Here is a 23,661-nt window from a genome sequence, read left to right on the forward strand (position 1 = left end):
CTCGTCACATCCGCCTGTCTATTTGCCAATAGATTGCTGCAATCCGGCAACTATGCCCGGAACATCCGAATTGCCCACCTAGACTGCCCGGCATGCCTCCACGCTCCCGGACCCCTGCCCGGCGTCGCCGGCGCAGACTCTTCGCCTCCTCCGCGCTCCTGATCGCGCTCTCCGCGGGTGGCCTGGCGCTGTATCCGAATCGCCACGAGACCCCCGCCGCCGAACCGCCCCCGCCGCCCGAGCAGGCGGGCACCCCGATCCTCGACGCCGCCCGGGCGCGCGCCGGACTGGACCGTCTGCCCGTCGCGTGGAACCGCAACTGGGAGACCTACGACCGCAACGCCTTCGGCCCCGGCTGGTCCGGACGCGGCGGCGAGCCGGCGCTCACCGGCGGATGCACCGCGCGCGAACACGTGATGAAGCGCGACCTCACCGAAACCCGTGTGGGCGAAAGCAATTCGTGCCTGGTGCTGTCGGGGACGCTCGACGATCCCTACACCGGGGAGCAAATTCCCTACGACCGCTTCACATCCTCCGATATCGAGATCGACCACGTGGCCGCGATCGGCGACGCCTGGCGCTCGGGGGCCTCGCGGTGGAAGCCCGAGCAGCCCCAGACGTTCGCCAACGACGTCGGCAATCTGCTCGCGGTCCAGAAGCAGGCCAATCAGGAGAAGGGCTCCAAGTCGCCCGATCAGTGACAGCCGCAGGAGGCGTACCGGTGCGAGTACGCGCGCCGCTGGGTGAGCGTCAAGGAGCGCTGGGGGTTGAGCGTGCAACCCACCGAGAAGAGCGCCCTGGTCGACATGTTCGATACCTGTGCACCTCCCGCGAATCGATAACTGTCGGTAAGCTCGCGTGACATGACGGTTCCGGAAAGCGATAGCGCCCAGATCGAGGTCCTGCGTGTGTTCACCGACGCGGCCGGTCGTTTCGGCAGCCCGCTCGGTATCGTCCGCCGCTCCACCGTGGAGCATATCGACCATCAGGCGCTCGCCGCACGGGTGGGTCAAGCGCTGACCGCGGTGGTCGACGACCCGGCCGACGGGCGGGCGGCGATGCGCATCTACACCCCCGCCGTCGAACTGTCCTTCGCCGGGCGGCCCAGCATCGGCGCGGCGTGGTGGCTGAACGAGCAGCGGACGCCGGTGAAGGTCATCGATGTCCCGGCCGGGCCCGTCGAGGTCGCGGTCACCGACGGGCTGGCCTGGGCCCGCGCCCGCGCCGCCTGGTCGCCGTCGTTCGAATTCCACCAGTTCGAGGATCCGGCGCTGATCGCCACCCTCGACCCGGCCGACTTCCCCAGCGGCCAGCACTACTGCTGGGCCTGGACCGACGAACCGCGTGCCGCGGTCCGCGCCCGAATGTTCGCCCCCGGCCTGGGAATTCCCGAGGACGAGGCCACCGGCTCGGCGGCCATCGAGCTGACCGCGCTGCTCACCCGCGGCCTGCACATCACGCAGGGCCAGGGTTCGCAGCTCTTCACCGAATGGGACTCCGACGGCTGGGCCCGGATCGGCGGGCGCGTAGCCGCCGACCATCCCATCGTGATCTAGGTTCACCTGCTGTCCGCGGGCCGAGCACCCGCGGATTCGGTAGTGGCCCGGCTACGCCACGTGCCCGCCGGAGAACTGTCCGGCGGGCACGATCGCTGATCCGGTCGCCGCTCAGCCGAGCGCGGTGGCGAACCGCGTGGCCATCTGCACGACCTCGGCCTCGGTGATGACGAACGACGGCGAGATCTGCAGCGCGCCCTGGCCGGCAGCGCGAGTCGAGACGCCGTGCGCGCGCAGGGTTTTCACCATGCCGAGCGCCTCGGCCGGATCGGCGAGCTGGACCGCGGCGACCGCGCCCAGGCCGCTGCGCACCTCGGCGACGCGCGGGTGGTCGGCCAGCGGCGAGAAGTGCTCGTGCAGCAGCGCTTCCAGGTTCTTGCTGGCTTCCAGGAGGTTCTCGCGCTCGAAGATGTCGAGGTTGGCCATGGCCGCGGCGGCCGCGCCGGCGTGACCGCCGTAGGTGTAGCCGTGCCGCCACCACACGCCGCCGGAGAAGAACGGCTCGGCGATGCGGGGCGCGATGAAGACCGCGCCCATGGGGACGTAGCCGGAGGTGAGGCCCTTGGCGGTCGTCATCAGATCCGGTTCCAGGCCGAAACGCGAGGAGGCGAACCAGGATCCGCCGATGCGGCCGAAGCCGGTGACGACCTCGTCGGCGACGAACAGGATGTCGTTGTCGCGGCAGATTTGGCGGACCTCGGCCAGGTAGCCCTCCGGCGGCAGGTAGACGCCGCCCGCGCCGATGATGGGTTCGGCGAAGAAGGCCGCGATGCGCTCGGCGCCGAGTTCCTCGATGAGCGCGGTCAGCGCCTTGGCCTGATCCCATTCGATGGTGCGGGTGTCGGGCATGAAGACGCCGGTGTAGCCCTCGCCATTGACCGGGATCCCGGCCAGCGAGGTGCCGCCGACGTGCATGCCGTGGTACGCCTTCTGCCGTCCGACCAGGATGGTCTTCTCCGGGCGGCCCATCTCCTGCCAGTAGCGGCGGGCCAGCTTGGCGGCGGTGTCGATGCCATCGGAGCCGCCCGAGGTGAAGAAGATCTTGCTGCCCGGCACCGGGGCGAGCGCGGAGAGCCGCTCGGCCAGATCGCGGGTCACCGGCGAGACCAGGTCACCGAAGTTGGAGTAGTGCGCGACCTGGGTCAGCTGCGCGGCCACCGCGTCGGCGATCTCGCGGCGGCCGTGGCCGACATTGGCGAACCAGAGTCCGCCGGTGGCGTCGAGATACTCCGTGCCGCCCTCGTCCCAGATGCGGGCGCCCTCGCCCCGCGCCACCACGAACGCCCCGTCCCGCTCGACCGCACCCATATCGGCGAAGCCATGCCACAGCGAACCCATCCAGAGCACCTCCATCACCCGATACCGGCCACCCCCAAACCGGGCGAACCGACCTTTGCTCACCATCTAACCCGGAGGACGGTGAACAGGTCGAACGGCCCCCGGCTGCGCCGGAACGGGCGGCGGGCTCAGCCGGCGGCGGCCGCCACGAGCATGTAGGCGGTGCCGAGGTCCATCACCAGGTGCGGCACCATGGCCGGGGCTCCGGCCGTGCCGCCGGGGTGCGGGAACACTCCTGGCAAACGGCGGCGCAGGCCCGGCGTCAGCATGACGACGGCGTCGAGTGCGAACAGCGCGGCGAGTGCCAGCAGCGGAGCGGGCGCGGGTCCCCCGTACCCGGGGACGCCGTGCTCGTGCGCCCCGTGCCCGCTCATCGCGTACAGCATGGCCGCTGCCGCCAGCACGTGATACCCGAACGCCCCGGCGGTCCCCGCCACGGAGTCTCCGATCCCGTTGCGCCACCGCAGGATCCGTTCACCCAGCACCAGCGTGTACACGACCACCATGGCCGTCAGCACCCCGCGCACCGCGTGCGCGTCGACGGCGGTCGGGAACACCAGCATTCCCACCATGACCAGGCACATCACCAGATGCGCGGCATCGGATTCGCGATCCGCGCGCGGCCCGTCGCACCCGACCGGCCGCACCCGCGCCAGCCTGGCGACCACCAGGGCGGCGGCCAGGCAGAAGGCGATCACCGCACTCCACCGCACCAGCCCGTACTGCTCCACGAACAGCCCCATGCCCCACCACCTCTCACCGCGGCGACCGGCTCCCCCTTCCATGCTGACATCCTCGGCGCGCGCAGCCCGGAACTTGCGCTGCCGAATCTCCCGCCCCCGCACCGCCACTCGTGACCGATTGCCCGGCCGATTCACTCGCCCGGCTCCCCTGAAACGTTCGTATCGAGAGAATGAACAGAGGAGTCACTCCATGCGGCACAGTCGAGCCGACCGCCCGCGCCGAACCGACGATCCCGTCGACCCGATCGCCGATCTCCGCGCGAGCCTGAACCTGCTGCGCTATTCCGTCGAGCAGATGACCGAAGCCTTGACGGGCATCCTGCAGGAGATGCGCAGCTTCGACGCGCGTCTGAGCGCCCTCGAGGCCGGAGTCGCCGAGCACTGATCGGACCTCGTGGTCGCGGACATGGCAACGGCCCGGAGCCTTGCGGCTGCCGGGCCGTCTTCAAGCTTCGGGCCGCCGTGCACGTATCCGACGCCCCGCGCCGGCACTCTCGGAAATGTGCACTTCACGGTTCGCCCCACGACGCTCCGAATACCGGCCGGGTAACCCGAGGTGATCACGAAACCCAGCCGGTCACACCGAGTGTCGCTGGTCCGAGGGAGGCGTACAGGGCATATCGGGGCCGACGGCACGCCAGGTCGGCGGGTTGGCGCGCCAGGTCAGTCGACGCGCGGGCCCCGCCGGCGGCTCGCTAGCCTGACGCCATGCGGATTGTGGTCGATGATCTGACCGGGCCCGAGGTGATCGGTTTGCTCGAGGCGCATGTGGCCGAGATGCTGGCGAACTCTCCGGAGGAGAGCATGCACGCGCTCGACGTGGCGGCGCTGCGCAAGCCCGAGATCACCTTCTGGTCCGCGTGGGACGGGACCGAGCTGGCCGGGTGCGGGGCGATCAAGGAGCTGGATCCCACGCACGGGGAGATCAAGTCCATGCGCACCACGGCCGGGTATCGCGGCCGCGGAGTCGCGTCACAGTTGTTGCGGCACATCCTCGCCGAGGCCGCGGCGCGCGGGTACGCGCGATTGAGCCTGGAGACCGGATCGTCGGAGTTCTATCGGCCCGCGGTGCAGTTATACGAACGCTACGGATTCGAACACTGCGGGCCGTTCGCGGACTACGCCGAGGACCCGCACAGCGTGTTCATGACCCGCGCGCTCTGAGGCCACGGGGTCAGCGGCGGGCGACCGCCCGGGGTACCACGCCGGTCACCGCGGCCACGATGACGCCGAGGATGGCGAAGACCACGGCCATCACCACCAGGCCGATGGTCAGGGAGCCGTAGCCCTGCTCGCGCGGGTCGATGAACGGGTAGGGGTACCAGTCCGCGAAGGGGCCGCGGATCAGGACGTACACGCCGTAGGCCAAGGGGAAGGCGAGCCAGCTCAGGATGAGTTTGACGGTCGGCTTGATGCCGGGAGCTAGCACCAGCAACCAGTCCGCGATCAGCACGATGGGGATCAGCCGGTGCAGGATGTCGTTGATCCACTTCTCGGTCAGCTGGACGTCGATGTCCGACAGCAGCACGGCGTAGATGATGAGGGTGATCGTCAGATAGAGGGTGGCCGCGCCGCGCACCAGTTCCCAGCGGCGGCCCTCGGGGTCGCGCAGGCCGCCGAACAGCAGCACGATGACGCCGATGACGTTGGACTGGATGGTGAAGTAGCTGAAGAAGTTCAGGTACGAGTAGTTCGGATTATCCAGGTTCCGCAGCGGGATCCAGACCAGCGCGACGATGCCCGCGATTGCGAAGACGATGCGCAGCGCCCGGATCCACAAGGGCGTACCACCTCTGACGACCATGGCCCAGATCGTCGCACGGGGAACCGCGCGAATGCGGACGATACGCCGATGCGGCACACTTCCGGCAAGCCCCCGGCCGGGCGATCCGAGACCGCGGCGACCGGTCCGGACCAACTCTTCGCTATCGTTGACAGTGCAATGACCAGGACCGCCGCCACCTCTCGCGAGCTTCGTTCCCGCCTGGCCGATCTCTCGATCCGCGACGAACATCGCTTGCGTCGCAGGCTCGACAAGGCCCGCGGCGGCGATCTCACCTCCCTCGAAGCCGAATTCGACGCCGCCCAGCGCCGGGTGGAATCCCGCCGGGCCGCCGTCCCGGCCATCGCCTACCCCGAACAGCTACCGGTCTCCGCGCGCCGCGACGACATCGCCGCGGCCATCGCCGCGCACCAGGTCGTGATCGTGGCCGGCGAGACCGGGTCCGGCAAGACCACGCAGCTGCCCAAGATCTGTCTGGAGCTCGGGCGCGGGATTCGCGGCACCATCGGCCACACCCAGCCGCGACGGCTGGCCGCGCGCACGGTCGCCGAGCGCATCGCCGAGGAACTGAACACCGAGCTCGGCGATGTGGTCGGCTACACGGTCCGGTTCACCGATCAGGCGTCGGATCGCACGCTGGTGAAGCTGATGACCGACGGCATCCTGCTCGCCGAGATCCAGCGCGACCGGCTGCTGCGCCGCTACGACACGATCATCATCGACGAGGCGCACGAGCGCAGCCTCAATATCGACTTCCTGCTCGGGTATCTCAAGCAGTTGCTGCCGCAGCGGCCGGATCTGAAGATCGTCATCACCTCGGCGACCATCGACCCCGAGTTGTTCGCGCGGCACTTCAGTGACGAGAACGGCACGCCCGCACCGATTGTCGAGGTCTCGGGCCGGTCGTATCCGGTGGAGGTCCGGTATCGGCCGCTGTCGCTGGAGGTTCCGGTCACCTCCGAGGATCCCGACGACGAGGACACCGCGATCGTCGACCGCGACCCCACCGACGCCATCGGCGACGCGGTGCGGGAACTGCAGGCCGAGGGCGACGGCGACATCCTGGTCTTCCTGTCCGGCGAACGCGAGATCCGCGACACCGCGGACTCGTTGCGCGACCTGCGCCTGCCGCGCACCGAGATCCTGCCGCTGTACGCGCGGCTCTCGGCGGCCGAGCAGCACAAGGTGTTCGAAGCGCACACCGGGCGGCGCGTGGTGCTGGCCACCAATGTGGCCGAGACCTCGCTGACGGTGCCGGGCATCCGGTACGTGATCGACCCTGGCACGGCGCGTATTTCGCGCTACTCCATGCGCACCAAGGTGCAGCGGCTGCCGATCGAGTCGATCTCGCAGGCCTCGGCGCGGCAGCGGTCGGGCCGCTGCGGCCGTGTCGCCGACGGCATCGCCATCCGCCTGTACTCCGAGGACGACTTCGAATCCCGGCCGCAGTTCACCGAACCGGAGATCCTGCGCACCAATCTGGCCGCCGTCATCCTGCAGATGACCGCGCTCGGACTCGGTGACATCGAGGGCTTCCCGTTCGTCGAACCGCCGGACGGCCGCGCCATCCGCGACGGCATCGCCCTGCTCGAGGAGCTCGGCGCGCTCGCCCGAGCCGAGGCCGACGCCTCCGCGCGGCGCGAGATCCCGGACGCCGGGCTCGTCCTCACCCCCATCGGCCGCGAGATGGCGCAGATCCCCGTCGATCCGCGCATGGCCCGCATGCTGGTGGAGGCCAATAGCGGCGGCTGCCTGGCCGAGGTCCTCATCATCGTGGCGGCCCTGTCGATCCAGGATGTCCGCGAACGGCCCGTCGAGCATCAGCAGGCCGCCGACACCAAGCACGCCCGCTTCACCATCGAGGGCTCGGACTTCCTGTCCTCCCTGCGGCTGTGGGACTACCTGCGCGAACAGCGCAATGCCCTGTCCTCCAACCAGTTCCGCCGCATGTGCCGCGACGAGTTCCTGCACTATCTGCGTATCCGCGAATGGCAGGACCTGCACGGCCAGCTCCGCACCATCACGCGTGGCCTGGGCTGGAACACCGAGGGCTCCGACGCCCAATTCGACCGCACCGCAACCGGATCCGACGACGGCGGTGAGGCCGGCCGTGGTCGCCGCCGACGCGGGTCCGGCGGTACACAGCGCGCCGATGGCGAGCGCGGTCGTGACGGTGGGCGCGGCGGGCGCGCGGGCGGCAGGACCGTGGGCGATGCGTCTGCCGCCGGCGACGCGGCTCGGGGCGCACGGTCCGGGCGCGGCGGTGGCTCCGGCAGCGGCGCACCCGGCTCCGGCGGGCGCGGCCTGGCGGAATCGCTGGCGGCCAAGGCCGGGCCGGCGGACGACTCGCTGCCGTGGGATGTGACGTCGATTCATCAGGCGCTGCTGGCGGGCATGCTGTCGCATATCGGGGTGCGGGAGGCGGAGAGCCGGGAGTTCCTCGGGGCCCGCAATGCCAAGTTCATGATCTTCCCCGGGTCGGCGCTGGCCAAGAAGCCGCCGCGGTGGGTGATGGCGGCCGAGCTGGTGGAGACCTCCCGGCTGTGGGGTCGGACGGCGGCGCGGATCGAACCCGAGTGGGCCGAGCGGCTGGCCGGGGATCTGGTGAAACGCACCTACTCGGAACCGCATTGGTCGGCCAAGCGGGGTGCGGCGGCCGCCTACGAGCGGGTCACGCTGTACGGGATTCCGCTGGTGACCCAGCGCCGAGTGGATTTCGGCCGCATCGATCCGGAGCTGTCGCGGGAACTGTTCATCCGGCACGCGCTGGTGCAGGGCGAGTGGCAGACCAAGCACGACTTCTTCGCGCGCAATCGCGAATTGCTCGAGGATGTCGCCGATCTGGAACATCGGGCGCGGCGTCGCGACATCCTGGTCGACGACGAGGTGTTGTTCGAGTTCTACGACAAGCGCATCCCCTCGGACATCGTCTCGGTGCGGCATTTCGACAGCTGGTGGCGAAAGACCCAGCGCACCGACCCGAACCTGCTCGACTTCACCGCCTCCACGGTGGTGAACGAGGATGCGGCACTGCTGGATCCGACCTCCTTCCCCGACAGCTGGCGTCAGGGCGAGCTGACCTTCCCGGTCACCTATCAGTTCGAGCCGGGCCAGGCCGACGACGGTGTCACCGTGCACATTCCGATCGCCCAGCTGGCGCACGTGCGCTCGGTCGGCTTCGACTGGCTGGTGCCGGGTATGCGCGAGGAGCTGGCCGCCGCGTTCATCAAGACGCTGCCCAAGCAGCTACGCCGCACCGTGGTTCCCGCCCCGGACTTCGCCAAGGCCGCGCTGGACCGCCTCACCCCGCGCGCCGAACCGCTGCGCACCGGCCTGGCGCGGGAACTGTCCCAACTCGGTTCGGTGACCATCGCCGCCGCCATGCTGGACCCGGCGGGCCTGCCCGACCATCTGCGCATGACCTTCGCCGCCGTCGACCCCTCGGGCACGATCGTGGCCCGCAGCAAGAGTCTGGCCGAGCTGAAAACCCGTCTCGCCGAACAGGTCTCGAAGTCGGTGGCGCGCGCCAACAATGCCGCCGAGCGGGCCCCGGCCGCCGTGTGGACCTCCGAATCTCTGGGCACGCTGCCGTCCGCGGTCAAGCGCCAGGTCGGCGGGCAGACCATCACCGGCTATCCGGCCCTGGTCGCCGAGTCCGAGGGCGTGGCCGTGCGGGTGCTCAGCTCCCCCGCCGAGCAGGCCACCGCCATGCGCACCGGCACCCGCGCCCTGCTGCTGGGTGCGATCACGACCAGCACCCGCGCCGTCACCGCGGGCCTGCCACCCACGGATCGGCTTGCGCTGAGCCAGAATCCGTACGGCACCCTCGACGCCCTGGTGGAGGACTGTCGCGCCTGCGCGGCCGACGAACTGATCGCCGCCCATGGCGGACCGGTGCGCAGCCCCGAGCAGTTCCAGGCCCTGGTGGAGAAGGTCCGCCCGCGGTTCACCACGGCGGTGGCGAATATCGTTCGCTCGGTGGTTCCGGTGCTGGCCGAGGCGCATCGGGTGCGCGCCGCCCTCGCCGACTCGCGTGACCGCGACGCCACCGACGATGTGACCCACCAGCTAGACGATCTGATCTTCCCCGGCTTCATCTCCGAGTGGGGCAGCGCCCGCTTGCGGGAACTGCCACGGTATCTGGAGGCCGCCCGGCTGCGGCTGGAGGCGCTGCCCGCCGCCGCCAATCGGGACCGCGCGGGCATGATCGAACTCGATCGCGTGCACGCGGCCTACGACCGGCTGGTCGCCAACCTCCCCGAGAGCCGTCGCGGCGGCCGCGACATCGTCGAGATCTGGTGGATGATCGAGGAACTCCGGGTCAGCCTGTTCGCCCAGCAGCTGGGCACCCCGTATCCGGTCTCGGCGAAGCGCATCGAGAAGGCGATCGACGCCGCACGCCGCCCACCACAGAAGCGCTGACGAACACAGATCGGAAGCGCTGTCGGATACAGATCGGTCCGGCTCCGAATTGCTCGGGGCCGGACCGTGAATCGGTGGGACGCGGGGCGCAGCGCCCGGCGAGGACGATCGGCTATTCCGCGGCCGCCCCGACCGCGTGCTCGTCGCGGTGTTTGCGGAGATCGGCGATCTCGCGCTCGAAATCCTCGGCGGAGCTGAAGGAACGGTAGACCGACGCGAAGCGCAGATAGGCGACCTCGTCCAGGTCGCGCAGGGGTCCGAGGATAGCCAGGCCGACCTCGTGGCTGGGCACCTCGGGGGAACCCTTGGCCCGCACGGCATCCTCCACCTGCTGGGCGAGCAGGTTCAGGGCGTCGGAGTCGACCTCGCGGCCCTGACAGGCGCGGCTGACGCCGCGGATCACTTTCTCGCGGCTGAACGGCTCGGTGACACCGCTGCGCTTGACCACCGACAGGATGGCGGTTTCGACGGTGGTGAACCTGCGCCCACATTCCGGACAGGCACGTCGCCTCCTGATGGCGGTGCCTTCCTCGGCCTCACGCGAGTCGACCACCCTCGAATCGGGATGGCGGCAGTACGGGCAATGCATCCGGGATCCTTCGTCGATGCCTGGGTTCCACAGCAACCTCGAGCAATCTCGAGGATACCGTGGCGGACGCGGTCGGCGGCGTCCGCCCGGGCCGGCGTCTCCGAATCAGGCCGTCAACCGCCATTGCGAGGTCATGTCGGCCAGCAGGTCCGGCAGCCGCTGGACGAGCCGTCCCTGGACCAGTTTGGCGGAGAACGGTTCGGCCAGAACCGGTCTCGCGACGGCCGGGTTCGCGCACAGCTCCAGGTAGCGGGGCAGCAGGTCATTGGTGATGTAGTTCCACCGCGTGTCGCGGTCGGCCCAGTTGAAGTCGGGCAGCGGGGCCCGCAGCGACATGGTTCCCGACGTCAGGGTGGTGGGCGCGAACACGCCGGGCGCCCGTACGCCGGGGACGGCGGCCTTGCCGGCGATGGTGCTGACGTAGGTCAGCACCCGGCCCATGGCCCCGCGACCGTGCGAGGTGGCATCCCACTGGTCGGCGATGATCTGGTTCTGCTCCCGGTCGGTCATGCGCAGCGCGGCGTCGGCGAGCCCTTCCCGGGTGCCACCGGCCAGTTCCCGCCAGGCCGTGATGGCGTTCTCGTCGAGCACCCCGGCCTCGTACATCTCCTCGACCCCGGCCGCGCCGGCGGCGGCGTATGCCTCGTGCATGGGTACCTGGTCGATGAAGATGTGCTTCTGCATGATCATCAGCCGGGTTTGATACCAGCCCAGGTCGTCGGCGGTGAGCCGCTCTCCCTCGGTGCCCAGCGTGCGGATGTCCGAGGGCAGGATGTCGAGCAGCGGCGCGGGTGTGCCCCGCATCAGGTCGGCGACCGCGTCGCCGACCTGATGGATGCCCGGCACGCTGACGATCGCGGACACGTCGCCCATGTCGAAGAAGCCCGAGGCGAAGGAGCCGCCGGCCAATCCGGCCAGGCCGGTCCACCAGAACTCCGGGTGAGAGTTGTTCAGCCGCAGGTAGTTCACATACACCTGGGTGAAGGTGGCGGTATTGGCCGCGACGCCGCGCCCGGGATCCCACCCGGCCAGGTCGATCTCGGCATTGCGGGTCGCGACCACCAGCCAGTACTGGTGCAGCAGCGTGGCGTAGTGCCGCGGCTGCACCCCCGCCGCCCGCGCGGCGTCGAGCGCGCCGCGCAGGGTGTCGGGGTCCAGGGGCAGGGCGGGATTCAAGCCGCCGCCCGCCGCGCCGTCCCCGTTCACCGATGGCAGGTCCAGATATTCGGCGTACCCGGCTTCGGCGTGCACCGCCGGGGCGGTCACCAACCCGATCACCAGGCAGGTGAGCACTCCGGCCACCCGGACCAACCCTCGAAATCTCGGCATTACGCCCCCTGTCGCTCGCGCGCCGCCGTGCGGTCGCGCGGATGTAGCCTCTGTCACATTCAGGGGGACGGTAGCAACACGTTTCAGTTTTCAATCTGCAATTTCGGCCACGTCATGGCCGGGTATCCCTATCCCGGAAACCGGCTACGACCGGGCAACCGGCCGAGCATCACCGCTGTTACCGAACCGGGGGCTGCACCAGCTGCACCGTGGGCGGTGTGGTCTGCGAATCGAAGTCACCGGAGCGTAATTGCGCGAGACCGATCAGTCCGGCCACCGCGAGAGCGCTCACGAGCGCGGTGATCGCCAGCGCGGCGAGACCGTTCCGGGCGCGCTGCACCCGGTCCAGCGGATGCAATCCACGGGCGCGTCCCGCGGCGTGTCGCACGACGACATGATCGGTTCGAACACCCGCGCGAGGTATCGGCCGCACGCGGGCCCGGCAGGGCCGACGGTTCCGGACGGAGTGCGCCGAAGCCCCGGACGGAGTGACCGGGGACCGATCGGAACGCAGCTCCCAGGGGAGGCTGTCGAATCCCAAATCGCTTTCCAGAGTGTCGATTTCGCTGACCATGGCGCGCATCGAAGTAACCTCCAGGGTAGGGCGGGCCGCAGAGTTCTGGACAACTGACTCGATCATGTGTTCGATGAACTGATGTTCGAATTTCTACCACGGCGGACCGGCAATGTCACTGATTTCCGCGACATGCGTCGAACAGATGTTTGATCACACGCGTCACACGGTCTACAGTCGAGTCACGAGTTGCCCGGACGTACGACACGGCGCGTGCGGGAACGAATTCCGGTGAGCGACAGCAGTGAACGGAGGACGGCGGCGGTGAGCGAACACGGCGGCGTGGACGGTGAGAACGGACCCCTTGGTCCCGAAGGTAACGGCCCCCTGTCCGAATCGTCCGGCGTCGGCGCCGATCTGACCGTGCGTCAGCGCCGGGTCCTGGAGGTCATCCGCACCTCGGTGCACGACCGCGGCTACCCGCCCAGCATCCGCGAGATCGGCGATGCCGTCGGCCTCACCTCCACCTCCTCGGTGGCGCACCAACTCCGGGCCCTCGAGCGCAAGGGCTACCTACGCCGCGACCCGAATCGTCCACGCGCCGTGGACGTCCGGGGACTGGACGAGACGGCGGTGCGCGCCACCGGCGGCGTGTCGCAGCTCCGTGCGGTCAATGCGGAGGCGGAGTCCTCCGACGATCACCCGATCCCGACTTACGTCCCGGTGCTGGGCCGGATCGCCGCCGGTGGCCCGATCCTGGCCGAGCAGGCGGTGGAGGACGTCTTCCCGCTGCCGCGCGAACTGGTCGGCGAGGGTTCGCTGTTCCTGCTGAAGGTCGTCGGTCAGTCCATGATCGACGCGGCCATCTGCGACGGCGACTGGGTGGTCGTGCGCCAGCAGAACGTCGCCGACAACGGTGACATCGTGGCGGCCATGATCGACGGCGAGGCCACCGTGAAGACCTTCAAGCGCACCGGTTCCCAGGTGTGGCTGATGCCGCACAATCCCCTGTTCGAGCCGATCCCGGGCAATGACGCCCAGGTTCTCGGCAAGGTAGTCACGGTCATCCGCAAGATCTGACCGTGCCGCACTGTCGCGACTCGGTGGCCGCCCCGCAGACCGGCCGCCGGGTCACGACAGTCGTTTACTCAGTGATTCAACACGCCGTTCCACACCGCGTGCGCGCCCGAATCCCCGGCCCGGAAGGTCTGCCAGGTGGCGGCCCCGCCGGCGGCCAGCGCGAGCACCGCGATCACCGCCACCAGCGCCCGGCCCACCGGCCGTTCCCGCCGGGACCGCAGCTGCACGAAGGCGAGCAGCGTGGCCGGAACCAGTAGTGGCGCAACGAAGTACGGCATCTGCTTCCCCAGCCGCGCGTGTTCGTCGAGCAGCGGCGGCATTCCCAGCTGACGCTGGAACCACTCCCCCGCGTCGACGGTGATCGGGGTCAGCACGGTCACCAGCACGGCCAGCACGACCACGAGCCAGATCAGCCGCGCGCGAGCCGCGGGCCACAACGCGCACAGGATCAGCAAGCCCGCCGTCAGCGGGACCAGTATCACCACCGCGTGCACCAGTAGGACATGGGCGGGCAGCCCATTGATTGTCGACATAGAGCGGCTCTTTCGAACTCGGTGAATGCCCGGCCTAATCGGTACAACGTTCGCCGGGCCCGTCCGGTTCGATCGCGAGCCGCGCGGTCAGTCGGTTTCGACCGGCTCCACGATGCGAGTCAGCAGCTGGGTGGGCGCTTCGTCGGCCGGAGCCGCCGATTCGGCGGCGCGCGGCGCGGCGGCTTCCGGCTCCGGGGTGGACGCGACGACCGGTTCGGGAGCCGCAATCACCTCGGTGACCTGCGGGATCGATAGATCCGGCACCGCAGTGGCAGCCACGTCGGGCGTGCCCGCGAGAGCGGCGGCGGGGGTCAGATCGTGGACGGCCACCACGGCGGGGGCGTGAACGATCCGGCGCGTCGGCACCTCCTCGGCCGGGCCGGCGTCGGCGGCGCCGGGCAGGCCCGCGCCCGCCACGAAGCCGAGCACCTCGTACTGCGTGCCGAGGGTCATGACGGCCGAGCTCTTGTCGTGCGCCATGTAACCCTGATTGGTACCCAGCACCCGGCGCAGGGATTCGAGCCAGCGGTGGTCGAGCACGCGGCAGTCGGCCCACGGGAAGTACTCGAGTCCGGTGCGGAGGTAGAAGCGGTCACCGATCCGGGCACCGCGCAACAGCTCCAGCAGCCAGGCGTCGATGAGATTGGGCTGGGCATTGCGGTAGATGCGCGAGCGCGGCGGGATCGAGCCGTTCACGAATTCGCCGAAGTAGTTCAGCAACTCGCCCGGAAACTCATCCGGTTTCCCAAATCCGACAACATCCAAACCAAGAAGTTGCTCAGGAAGTTGGGCGGCGATCCTGCGCTCGTCATGCAGTTTGAACTTCCTATTGATGTTCTCAGTGCGCATTTGTCTCCGATTTCCCACTCCAACTCCACGAAACCCTAGCATGAACCCAACCGTTTCAAACTAGTTTGGTCGGCCGCCCAGAGTAGTGGTACGGCATGGTCCGCAACGAATCCGCTACCCACAGTTGCGGCTATCGCGGCGCAACGAACAGGCCGCTCGGCCTCATTGGCGATAGCGGCCCGCAATGACGTCGCCCTGGGTACGCAGGCCCGGATTGCCCGGCTCCCAGTAGTTTCCGTGCGAGAACACATCGAATGGCAAGGCTCGCAACACGGGCAGGTCAAGAGTGGCCCCGGAAGAAGTGAAAACCGTTGCGCGGAATTCGCGATCGACCGGGTTAACACCGTGTACTAATTGACCGAAGACGGGAACCGGGTCTGCGGGGTCGGCAGTGGCATAGACATGCCCGCTGTTGTGGCCCGCCGGAATACCCATCAGACGCAATTCTGAAACATTGTCAACTTCTATCCCAGGACTTCCCACCAGCACCACGTCATCGGCGGCCAGCGTGTTCGCTCCACTGGCGGCCGCCCCGATCACGGTGCTCCCATAGCTGTGGCCGAGAACGGTCTGATGGGACGCGAGGCCCAGATGGCTTGCCCGCAGTCCGGATTCGAACCGATCCAGTGCGAGCGCGCCCGCGTCGGCCCGCCGATCCCCCAGCGCCCCGGCCAGATCCGGCGGCGCGTCGTAGCCGTACCACGCGATGACCGACGTTCGCGCCGCCGGATCGGACCGCTCGGCGGCCCCCAGCAGCGCTCGGACCCGCCGCACCCCGACCCCGATGGCGGTGAGCGGTGAGCCGGTGCCCGGCACGAAGGTCGCCACATTCGCGGCGGTGTCCGGATTGTTCAGCGCGATCGCGCCGTGCCCGGCGGTGTCGACGGCGAGCAGGAGGCGGCCGCCCAGCACCGGACCGAGCTGCTGCTCCAGCGCCTCGTATCCCGCGACCCTGGTGAGCGCCTCGGCACGCGCCGCCTCCCATGCCCGCAACCGCGTCCAATCCCCGCTGCTGGTGGGCAGATTCCGACCGCGATACCAGTCGGGGTGCCGGTCGATCAACCGCCGGTCCTCCGCCACCGCGACCGCGCGCAGTTTCCGCAGGACCACCCGGTTGTAGTGGTCGCGGGCGAGCGCGGGCAGGCCGTCCCGACTCCCGATCAGCGGATCGGCCGCGAACAGCTCGTCGCGGTCGGCGGGGCCGAGCGACTTCCACAGCGCACCCAGCGCTTTCGGATCCTCCGGCAGCAGCGCGGTCCCGTCGAGGAACCCGCTGATCCGGGTACTCGGCCCACCGCCGCTCGGATCCGCCCGCAATTCCGCCAGCGCCATGGCGGCCGTGGCGAGCCGGGCGCCGACCCGTTCGTCGATCTCCCCGGCGGTGTCGAGCAGCGGCACCAGCCTCGCCTGCAAGGCCAGCGCCGTCGCATCGAACCCGGCCTGGAAGATGAAGTCCAGGGCCAGGTCTCCGATCTGGGAGTGTGGTCCGGTGACCGTGCCGTCCTCGGCGATCCGGCATCCGCTGTCGTGCGCCTCGTCGCGGATGTGGCCGACCAGCGCGCACACCCGATCGAGTGCGCCGGCCTCGGCGAACGCGTCCGCGACCTCGCTGAGCGCCGCGCCGATATGGTTCGCCGCCAGCTGGGACGACAAGGCCCGCACCGCCGCGGCAGTCGCCGCCGCGCCCAGCCAACCGGCCATGGCCGTGTCGACCGCCCGCGCCACCCGCGTCTGTGTCGCCGCGAATGCCGAATCGGCCTCCACCACAGCGGCACTCGCGCGGTCGGCGGCAGTGGGATCCCACCCGCACACCTGGGACAGGCTCGCTCGCGCCACCGCCCCTCCCGCCCGTGACCGGATCGCCTACCGAACCTGCTTCATGGCAATGCGTGCCGGTCGAGGCTGGACGCCGACGGTCAGGAGGTGGCGTGCAGGTACCCGTCCAGCGCGGCCGATAGCGCCAGCTGCGTGGCCTCGTAGGTGGTGGCGCCCTGATCGGCCGTATCGGCGAAGGATCTGAGCCGATCCGCGGTGTGCCCGAGCGAAGCGAGCAGTGGCTCACCGACGGTGACCGCGGCCGCGCCGATGGCCGAATTGGGCATGGCCTGCCCGACTTTCGCGATCAGATCCACCGGGTCGATATTCGTGACGGCGTCGGCCTCACCCCTGAGGCCCGCCGCCATGATGCGCAGCGCCGTGATGTCGGCGCGCAGCATGTCCGCCATGTTTCCCCCTGTCGTCGTGCACCACACCCTAGCGGCGGGCGGCCGGGCGGGCTCGGCGAGAACGGCGCGCTGTGGACAGCGCGGTGGCTGTTCACATTTCGGCGCCGCGGGAGCTCACTCCTCGCGGCGGGCGGCCTCGCGCGCCAGGGCGCGGTCGCGCTGTTCCTCGAACCGCAGTACGTCGTTTCCGAGCCGCTCCAGGTAGGCGGCCAGGTCGTCGCGGATCCGCTCGCCGCGGCCGGAGTAGTCGGTGCGATCGAAGATGTTCCAGCGGCGCAGCACCGGCATGACGACCTCGTCGAGGTGCTGGCGCAGGTCGTAGATCCCGTATTTGGCGATGAGGACGCTGTTGCGCCGGAACTCGGGCATGCCCGCGCCGGGCATCCGGAAGTTCTCGACGACCGCGGCGACGGCCGCCAGCGCGTCGTCCGGAACCAGGTCCAGGGCCGCCGCGCAGATGTTCCGGTAGAAGACCATGTGCAGGTTCTCGTCCGCCGCGATGCGCGTGAGCATGCGGTCGGCGCGGGGTTCGTGGCAGGCCTTGCCCGTATTGCGGTGCGAGACGCGGGTGGCCAGCTCCTGGAACGTCACGTACGCGACGCCGTGCAGGATGGTGTTGTCGCCGGTGCCGGTGGGGTCGTCGATGCCCTGGGAGAGGCAGATCATGCGGGCGCGTTCCAGCGCGACCGGATCGACGGCGCGCGTCACGATCAGATAGTCGCGGATCACGATGCCGTGGCGATTCCCTTCGGCGGTCCAGCGGTCGACCCAGGCGCCCCACGCGCGGTCACGAGAGAAGGCGTGGGAGATCAGCCGATGATAGGAGGGCAGATTGTCCTCGGTGAGCAGGTTGGTGACCATGGCGGCGCGCGCGACCGGACTGAGCCTAGATTGATCTTGTTCCCAATCGATTCCGCCCATGGCGGCGAAATTGCGGCCCTCGTCCCACGGCACGTAATCGTGCGGATGCCATTCCTTGGCCAGCCCCAGATGCCGGTTCAGATTCGCTTCCGCCACGGGTTCGAGTTCCACCAGCAACTCCACCGGAGTCATCGAGCCGACCCCGGGAGTCTCGGTGATCATGGATTTCGTCATGTCGTGTCCCTGTATTACGACTTGTCTCCCCATCCGTTCGTGAGCCTACTCGGGTATACGGCGTATCACCGGGGCGCGTTCACAAGACGACCGTTCCGTTGCCGATGGCGCACAGGACTATTCGGACAACCCTGGTCACGGCCCTCCGATCACGTTAATGTTGACCCCCGCGTATGCGATTCACCGGGGAAATTCCCGTCTGCGATACCTGAGGAGAGGCGGATGGCGGCCGTTCCCGCAGCGGCGAGGAAGGCCCTGCCCACCGTCGTGTGCACCCTGCTGGTGGCGGCCGCGGCCGTCTGGCAGCGGGACGCGGTCCTGACCGGAGTGCACGCCCTCGCCGCAGCAGACCCGCGCTGGCTGCTGGTCGCCGCGCTCGCCACCCTCGCCCTGTGGCCCACCTCGGTTTTCATGTTGCGCGGCTCCATCCCGGCGCGGCCGACCACCGGGCAGTTGTTCGCCCTGCAGCTGGCGGTGCCCGCTATCGGGCTGGTGCCCGCGGCCTCACTGTTGCTGCGCTTGCGATTCCTGCGCCGAACCGGGCTCAGCCATACCGGGGCGATGGTGTCCATGGGGTTGATGGGATTCGCCGCGCTCATGGTCCGGGTGCCCCTGGTGGTGGTCGCGGTGCTGGCCGCGCCGCGTCTCATGAGTCGCACCAGCGCACAACCCCCTTGGCACGACCTCGGTGCGCGAACCTCAGGTACGTGGCATCACCTGGTGGGCGAGAATCCTTGGCGCACAGCGCTGATCATGATCGCCACGCTGATCGCGGCCGGTGTGGCGGCGGCCGTGGCAGGTCTGGTCCTGCATCGCCGAGTGGCCGCGCAGGGCGGTTGGCGGCGACTGCCCGCGCGGCTGCGGCATGCCCGTTCGGATGCAGAGTTCGCGTGGAAGGCCGTGGCCACCACCGCTTTCCGGCCGCGGCGGGCGGCGGCGCTGTGGATCTGCGCGCTGGTGCAGCCGCTGCTCATGGTGGTGGCGTTGTGGGCGGTGTTGCACGCGATCGGGGCGAATCTCAGCCTGCCCGACACCTTCGTGGTGGAACTGGTGACCGTGGCCCTGGCGCCGCTGCTACCGTCCCCGAACGGCGTGGCCACCAAGGAGATCACCATCGCCGCCGGCCTCACCGCGGTCGCGGGCCTGACCGCCGGGGTGGCGGTGGGCGCGGCCCTGAGGTTCCGGCTCCTCACCTTCTGGTGCCAGATCCCGCTGGGCCTCGCCTCCTTCGCCTATCTGAACCACCGCCGCGCCATCTGACGCGACGGGTCCGGGCTCAGTTGTTGGGCTTGCAGTCGATGGTCGCGTACTTGGCGATGCCGCCCCACTTGGTCTGCGCGACGCCCGCGGCCTGATACTTGCCGCGCTTGGCGTCGACGGTGAGGGTGGGCAGGGTCTGACCGTCCCAGGTCTGGGCGTTGCAGGTCCAGGTCGGCGCGGCGGCCTGGGCGGTCGCGGCGTCGACGGCGGTGACGACCGGGGTCAGCGAGAGGATGGCCACCGGCAGGCCGACCAGATACTTCATGCGCACGTGGACTCCTTGTGCGATCGCGGGTGAGCTGGGCGAACAGCAGCCCAGATTCTCGCACGGCTCCGGCGAGCCCGCCCCGCGAACCGGACCGTCATGGTCGACGATGGGGGCACTTTCGACCGACGTCGGGCGTTGATCGACGTAAGGCCGGCCACGAAGAAGGAGTCCGTCATGTCTTTCCTAGGTTCACTGCTCGGGCTCGCCCTGACGCTGTTCATGCTGCTGCTGATCGCCCGCCTGATCATCGACTGGATCGGCGTTCTCGGCGACACCCCGCCCGCGCTGCGCAAGGCCCGCGATGTCGTCCACCGGCTGACCGAGCCGGTGATCGCCCCGGTCCGCGGGGTCCTCAAGCCGATTCGCCTCGGCGGCGTCCAGATCGACCTGGCCTTCACGGTCGTCTTCATCGCCGTGCTGGTGCTGCGCGCGATCGCCTTCAGTCTTTAGCAAGCCCCGGAACATCCTCTGTCCCTCGACGATCGGATCGCACCATGACAAGCGCTGACCTGCTGGTGGACGCCTTCGGCCGGATCAAGGAGAACGTCCACGGCGCCGTCGCCGACCTCACCCAGGCCGAACTCGGCATCCAGCCCGACGGCGACGCCAACTCCATCGCCTGGCTGATCTGGCACCTCACCCGCGTCCAGGACGACCACATCGCCGCCGTCGCCGCCACCGACCAACTCTGGACCGCCGGCGGCTGGTCCACCCGCTTCGCTCTCCCCTTCGATGACACCGCGACCGGCTACGCCCAGAACCCCACCGACGTCGCGGCCCTGGCCGACGTCCCCGCCGACCTCCTCCTCGCCTACTACGACGCCGTGCACGCCGCCACCATCGCCTACGTCTCCACGCTCACCGACGCCGATCTCCCCCGCATCGTCGACACCCGCTGGGATCCCCCGGTCACCCTCGGCGTCCGCCTCATCAGCGTCGTCGACGACGACATCCAGCACGCGGGCCAAGCCGCCTACGTCCGGGGAATGCTCCTGCGCCGCCGGTGAGCGGTCACCAATCCAGTTCTGCGGCACATTGTTTCGTGACGGCGCGGACTCGGTGGTGGATCGGGGCCAGCGGGCTGGGGAGGACCAGGCAGATCGTGAGGGTCGATTCGGGCCGGAGGGGGCGCCAGGTCAGCCTGGTGCGAATCGACCTTTCCCGAGGAGGCGTGACGATCAGGACCAGGCGTACGTGACGCCGGTCAGCTTCTCGCTCAACTCCCAGAGCCGCCGCGCCTGGAAACGGCTGTAGGCGAGCGGATTCCGCAGCGTCCGGCGCGGATACCCGAACGTCTCGAATGCGGGCCCGCAGTAGGAGTTTCCGGCCATCCCCGGCGTGGTGGCGGCATAGAGCTGCGGCAGCGCGCCCTTCGCGTCGGATTGGGCCAGTGAGAACAGTATTCGCTGCTGCACCGCCGCGAGGGCCGCCGCCGCACCCTTTTCCGGTGTGGACGTGTAAAGGTTGGTCGCCGACAGACCCGGATGCGCCGCAACCGCGGTCAGATTCACCCCCGCCGCCCCGGCCCGGCGGTGCAGTTCCGCGGTAAACAGCAGATTGGCGAGTTTCGATTGGCTGTAGGCCAGCCAGCGCACGTACACCCGCCGCCAGTTCGGATCCAGCCAGTTGATCATCCCGCCCCACGCCGCGATGGACGACACGGTCACCACCCGCGGTTCGGGGGCGCGCAGCAGCAGCGGCAGCAAGGATCCCGTCAGCGCGTAGTGGCCCAGGTGATTGGTGCCGAACTGGGCGTCGAACCCGTCGGCGGTGCGCTGATCGCGCGGCAGGGCCATGACTCCCGCATTGTTGACCAGGATGTCGATCGGCGTGCCGCGGACATCGAGGTGGTCGGCGGCGCGGCGGATGGAGGCCAGGTCGGCCAGATCCAGTGGCAGCACTTCGGGTTTCGATCCGGTGGCGGCGGCCCCGACCTGTTCCAGGGCGGCCGCGGCCTTGATCTCGTTGCGGCAGGCCAGCAGGACGTGCGCGCCCTTGGCGGCCAGGGCTTCGGCGGTGCGCAGGCCGAGTCCGCTGTTGGCGCCGGTGATCACGGCGGTGCGGCCGGTCTGGTCGGGGATGTCGTGAATGGTCCAGCGGCGGGCGATCACGGGCGGGCTGGTCACGGGCGGCCGGTGCGGGGCCTCGGTCATGCGATCGGTCTCCTTGCAGCGAATTTCCGTCTGAGACAATGTACCCGGAGCCGCCGGACCGCGACGGTCGAGCGGGCGGCCGGAAATCCCGCCCGAATCCGGTCGGTCGCATGTCGATCGGAGGCCCGCGCAGGTTACTTACCGGTTCTGAGTGTCGGTGCCGCACTCCGGCGATTCTCGGGTTAACCTCGCAGGCGCTCGCGAATTCTCTGCAGGACTTGCCAATTGGCCGAAAAGGACACGCGAAAAGTGAATAGCCTCGCAGAATTCTCCACCCGGAATGGCGGATTCCGAAATGTCGTGGTCACCGCCGTGGAGATGACGACCTCGATCGCCCCCGACACCGAGGGAACCTGGCAGGGACTTTTGTCCGGAGCCAGTGGCATCAGCACCCTCGACGACCCGGAACTCACCAGGCTGAACCTGCCGGTAACCATCGGTGGCAAACTCGCGGCTGATCCGACCGGCGAACTCGATCGGGTCAAGAAGCGCCGCATGTGTTACGTGCAGCAAATGTCGTACGTGATGGGAAAACGCCTGTGGAACACGGCGGGCAATCCCGAAGTCGACAAGGACCGCCTGGGCGTGTGCATCGGCACCGGACTCGGCGGCGCGGACACCATCGTGGACGCCAATGACGCCATGCGCGACCACGGCTACCGCAAGGTCTCACCGTTCGCGGTGCCGATGTCCATGCCCAATGGCGTCTCCGGCGTGGTCGGCCTGGAGATCGGGGCGCGCGCGAGCCTGGTCACCCCGGTCTCGGCGTGCGCCTCCGGCAACGAGGCGCTGGTGCACGCCTGGCGTTCGATCGTGCTCGGCGAGGCCGACATGGTGGTGGCGGGCGGCGTGGAGGGCTACATCAATCCGGTGGCGATCGCCGGATTCTCGATGGCGCGCGCCCTGAGCACCCGGCTCGACGAACCCGAACGGGCTTCTCGCCCCTTCGATCGGGACCGCGACGGTTTCGTCTTCGGCGAGGCGGCCGCGCTGCTGCTGGTCGAATCCGAGGATCACGCGCGGGCGCGCGGCGCGAAGCCGTTGGCCCGCTTGCTGGGCGCCGGTCTCACCGCCGACGGCTATCACATGGTCGCCCCGGATCCCGAGGGCGCGGGCTGCGCGCGGGCCATGCGCCGGGCCATCGAATCCGCGGGCGTCCGGCCCGAGGAAGTGGATCACGTGAACGCGCACGCCACCGGAACCAGTATCGGGGATCTGGCCGAGGCCAAGGGGATCGCGTCCGCGGTGGGCACGCATCCGTCGGTGTACGCGCCCAAATCGGCGCTGGGGCATTCGGTGGGCGCGGTCGGCGCACTGGAGGCGATCATCTCGGTGCTCACACTGCGTGATCAGGTGATTCCGCCGACGCTGAACCTGGAGAATCAGGATCCGGACGTGGAGCTGGATGTGGTGCACACACAGCCGCGCAAGACCGGAGTCGAGTTCGCGCTGAACAATTCGTTCGGATTCGGCGGGCACAATGCGGCGGTGTTGTTCGGTCGTTACTGACTGGTACAGTCGGGCGCCGCGGGCGTCCGGCGGACCGTAGGTCAGCGGGTCGTGCGTTTCGTATTCGGCCATCCCGGTTTCCCCGGCGTGGCCGGGAAATGGCAGTGTTTATGCCGGAACCCGGGGGACACCAAACATCTTGGGAGCCGCCGGAATACGATAGCCGCGCACGACCCGTTACCTACGAGGGAGATGAACGCATGGCCGACCAACCGCCCGCCGAACCACCCACCCAGAGCGCCCGGGTGATCCTCGCGGTGCTGGCGCTAGCCATTATCAGCGCACTCGTGGCGGCGGCCATGCTCGCCGGAGGCTGATCGTCTGAGACATCTGCCCGAAATGCCCGAGATCCCGGCCCATTTCGTGGGTCGGCGCAGCGTGGGTCCGGCGCAGCGCGACGCCTAAGCCGTCGCGC

23 protein-coding genes are annotated in these 23,661 nt (G+C 69.2%); 10 read left to right on the top strand and 13 right to left on the bottom strand.

The window, feature by feature from the left end:
* The first annotated feature begins 92 nt into the window (after positions 1 to 92).
* Positions 93 to 701 (top strand): HNH endonuclease family protein, encoded by a 609-nt coding sequence (locus ACFV4K_RS23660; RefSeq protein WP_379277767.1) that lies wholly within the window; start codon positions 93 to 95, stop codon positions 699 to 701.
* 162 nt (positions 702 to 863) lie between these two features.
* On the top strand, positions 864 to 1,556 hold the full coding sequence (locus ACFV4K_RS23665) for a PhzF family phenazine biosynthesis protein (RefSeq protein ID WP_379277769.1): 693 nt from the start codon (positions 864 to 866) through the stop codon (positions 1,554 to 1,556).
* A gap of 111 nt (positions 1,557 to 1,667) precedes the next feature.
* On the opposite strand, the gene ACFV4K_RS23670 is transcribed toward ACFV4K_RS23665, so the two are convergent.
* Together ACFV4K_RS23670 and ACFV4K_RS23675 are read right to left on the bottom strand one after the other, a co-directional pair.
* Entirely contained in the window at positions 1,668 to 2,894 is a 1,227-nt protein-coding gene (locus ACFV4K_RS23670) for an aspartate aminotransferase family protein (RefSeq protein WP_379277770.1), read from the bottom strand.
* Between the two features lie 128 nt (positions 2,895 to 3,022).
* Entirely contained in the window at positions 3,023 to 3,637 is a 615-nt protein-coding gene (locus tag ACFV4K_RS23675; RefSeq protein ID WP_379277772.1) for a DUF5134 domain-containing protein, read from the bottom strand.
* Positions 3,638 to 3,827: 190 nt separating this feature from the next.
* Between ACFV4K_RS23675 and ACFV4K_RS23680 the strand changes: the two genes are divergently transcribed.
* Entirely contained in the window at positions 3,828 to 4,022 is a 195-nt protein-coding gene (locus ACFV4K_RS23680) for a hypothetical protein (protein ID WP_379277773.1), read from the top strand.
* 323 nt (positions 4,023 to 4,345) lie between these two features.
* Positions 4,346 to 4,801 (top strand): GNAT family N-acetyltransferase, encoded by a 456-nt coding sequence (locus tag ACFV4K_RS23685; RefSeq protein WP_379277775.1) that lies wholly within the window; start codon positions 4,346 to 4,348, stop codon positions 4,799 to 4,801.
* A gap of 10 nt (positions 4,802 to 4,811) precedes the next feature.
* Here the strand turns inward: ACFV4K_RS23685 and ACFV4K_RS23690 are convergent, their stop codons facing one another.
* The gene (locus ACFV4K_RS23690; protein ID WP_379277777.1) at positions 4,812 to 5,441 is read right to left on the bottom strand and encodes a Pr6Pr family membrane protein; all 630 of its coding nucleotides are present in this window, start codon (positions 5,439 to 5,441) and stop codon (positions 4,812 to 4,814) included.
* 138 nt (positions 5,442 to 5,579) lie between these two features.
* Between ACFV4K_RS23690 and hrpA the strand changes: the two genes are divergently transcribed.
* Entirely contained in the window at positions 5,580 to 9,842 is a 4,263-nt protein-coding gene (gene hrpA, locus ACFV4K_RS23695) for an ATP-dependent RNA helicase HrpA (RefSeq protein ID WP_379277778.1), read from the top strand.
* A gap of 112 nt (positions 9,843 to 9,954) precedes the next feature.
* Here hrpA and nrdR read toward each other — a convergent pair whose 3' ends face one another.
* The 3 genes from nrdR to ACFV4K_RS23710 form a co-directional block, all read right to left on the bottom strand.
* Positions 9,955 to 10,431 carry a transcriptional regulator NrdR gene (gene nrdR, locus ACFV4K_RS23700; protein ID WP_357096465.1) on the bottom strand — a complete coding sequence of 159 codons (477 nt, stop codon included), beginning with the start codon at positions 10,429 to 10,431 and terminating at the stop codon, positions 9,955 to 9,957.
* A gap of 105 nt (positions 10,432 to 10,536) precedes the next feature.
* Positions 10,537 to 11,760, bottom strand: coding sequence for a hypothetical protein (locus ACFV4K_RS23705; protein WP_379277780.1), 1,224 nt, complete (start codon positions 11,758 to 11,760; stop codon positions 10,537 to 10,539).
* A gap of 178 nt (positions 11,761 to 11,938) precedes the next feature.
* Positions 11,939 to 12,148, bottom strand: a complete 210-nt coding sequence (locus ACFV4K_RS23710; protein WP_379277782.1) for a hypothetical protein — start codon at positions 12,146 to 12,148, stop codon at positions 11,939 to 11,941.
* Positions 12,149 to 12,661: 513 nt separating this feature from the next.
* Here ACFV4K_RS23710 and lexA point away from each other — a divergent pair.
* Entirely contained in the window at positions 12,662 to 13,354 is a 693-nt protein-coding gene (gene lexA / locus ACFV4K_RS23715) for a transcriptional repressor LexA (protein WP_379277803.1), read from the top strand.
* Positions 13,355 to 13,422: 68 nt separating this feature from the next.
* Here lexA and ACFV4K_RS23720 read toward each other — a convergent pair whose 3' ends face one another.
* From ACFV4K_RS23720 to ACFV4K_RS23740, 5 genes are all read right to left on the bottom strand, one after another.
* Positions 13,423 to 13,887 (bottom strand): DUF2231 domain-containing protein, encoded by a 465-nt coding sequence (locus tag ACFV4K_RS23720; RefSeq protein WP_379277784.1) that lies wholly within the window; start codon positions 13,885 to 13,887, stop codon positions 13,423 to 13,425.
* An 87-nt stretch (positions 13,888 to 13,974) separates the two neighbouring features.
* On the bottom strand, positions 13,975 to 14,607 hold the full coding sequence (locus ACFV4K_RS23725) for a hypothetical protein (protein ID WP_379277785.1): 633 nt from the start codon (positions 14,605 to 14,607) through the stop codon (positions 13,975 to 13,977).
* A 291-nt stretch (positions 14,608 to 14,898) separates the two neighbouring features.
* Entirely contained in the window at positions 14,899 to 16,572 is a 1,674-nt protein-coding gene (locus tag ACFV4K_RS23730) for an alpha/beta hydrolase (protein WP_379277786.1), read from the bottom strand.
* Positions 16,573 to 16,652: 80 nt separating this feature from the next.
* Positions 16,653 to 16,961: a UDP-glucose 4-epimerase gene (locus ACFV4K_RS23735; protein ID WP_379277788.1), complete on the bottom strand. Its 309-nt coding sequence runs from the start codon at positions 16,959 to 16,961 to the stop codon at positions 16,653 to 16,655.
* 114 nt (positions 16,962 to 17,075) lie between these two features.
* On the bottom strand, positions 17,076 to 18,056 hold the full coding sequence (locus ACFV4K_RS23740) for an acyl-ACP desaturase (RefSeq protein ID WP_379277790.1): 981 nt from the start codon (positions 18,054 to 18,056) through the stop codon (positions 17,076 to 17,078).
* A gap of 222 nt (positions 18,057 to 18,278) precedes the next feature.
* Here ACFV4K_RS23740 and ACFV4K_RS23745 point away from each other — a divergent pair, with 222 nt between their 5' ends.
* Entirely contained in the window at positions 18,279 to 19,316 is a 1,038-nt protein-coding gene (locus ACFV4K_RS23745; protein WP_379277792.1) for a YbhN family protein, read from the top strand.
* A 16-nt stretch (positions 19,317 to 19,332) separates the two neighbouring features.
* Here the strand turns inward: ACFV4K_RS23745 and ACFV4K_RS23750 are convergent, their stop codons facing one another.
* Entirely contained in the window at positions 19,333 to 19,581 is a 249-nt protein-coding gene (locus ACFV4K_RS23750; protein ID WP_379277793.1) for a hypothetical protein, read from the bottom strand.
* Positions 19,582 to 19,758: 177 nt separating this feature from the next.
* On the opposite strand from ACFV4K_RS23750, the gene ACFV4K_RS23755 reads away from it, so the two are divergent.
* Together ACFV4K_RS23755 and ACFV4K_RS23760 are read left to right on the top strand one after the other, a co-directional pair.
* Positions 19,759 to 20,034 carry a YggT family protein gene (locus ACFV4K_RS23755; protein WP_379277795.1) on the top strand — a complete coding sequence of 92 codons (276 nt, stop codon included), beginning with the start codon at positions 19,759 to 19,761 and terminating at the stop codon, positions 20,032 to 20,034.
* A 44-nt stretch (positions 20,035 to 20,078) separates the two neighbouring features.
* A complete protein-coding gene (locus ACFV4K_RS23760; RefSeq protein ID WP_379277797.1) occupies positions 20,079 to 20,591 on the top strand; it encodes a DinB family protein in 513 nt (170 codons plus the stop codon).
* Positions 20,592 to 20,762: 171 nt separating this feature from the next.
* On the opposite strand, the gene ACFV4K_RS23765 is transcribed toward ACFV4K_RS23760, so the two are convergent.
* Positions 20,763 to 21,737 (bottom strand): oxidoreductase, encoded by a 975-nt coding sequence (locus tag ACFV4K_RS23765; RefSeq protein WP_379277799.1) that lies wholly within the window; start codon positions 21,735 to 21,737, stop codon positions 20,763 to 20,765.
* A 249-nt stretch (positions 21,738 to 21,986) separates the two neighbouring features.
* Between ACFV4K_RS23765 and ACFV4K_RS23770 the strand changes: the two genes are divergently transcribed.
* Positions 21,987 to 23,246: a KasA/KasB family beta-ketoacyl-ACP synthase gene (locus ACFV4K_RS23770; RefSeq protein ID WP_379277801.1), complete on the top strand. Its 1,260-nt coding sequence runs from the start codon at positions 21,987 to 21,989 to the stop codon at positions 23,244 to 23,246.
* Positions 23,247 to 23,661: the final 415 nt, after the last annotated feature.

Origin of the sequence: Nocardia sp. NPDC059764 (assembly GCF_042732555.1) — a bacterium.
Classification (GTDB): Bacteria; Actinomycetota; Actinomycetes; order Mycobacteriales; family Mycobacteriaceae; genus Nocardia.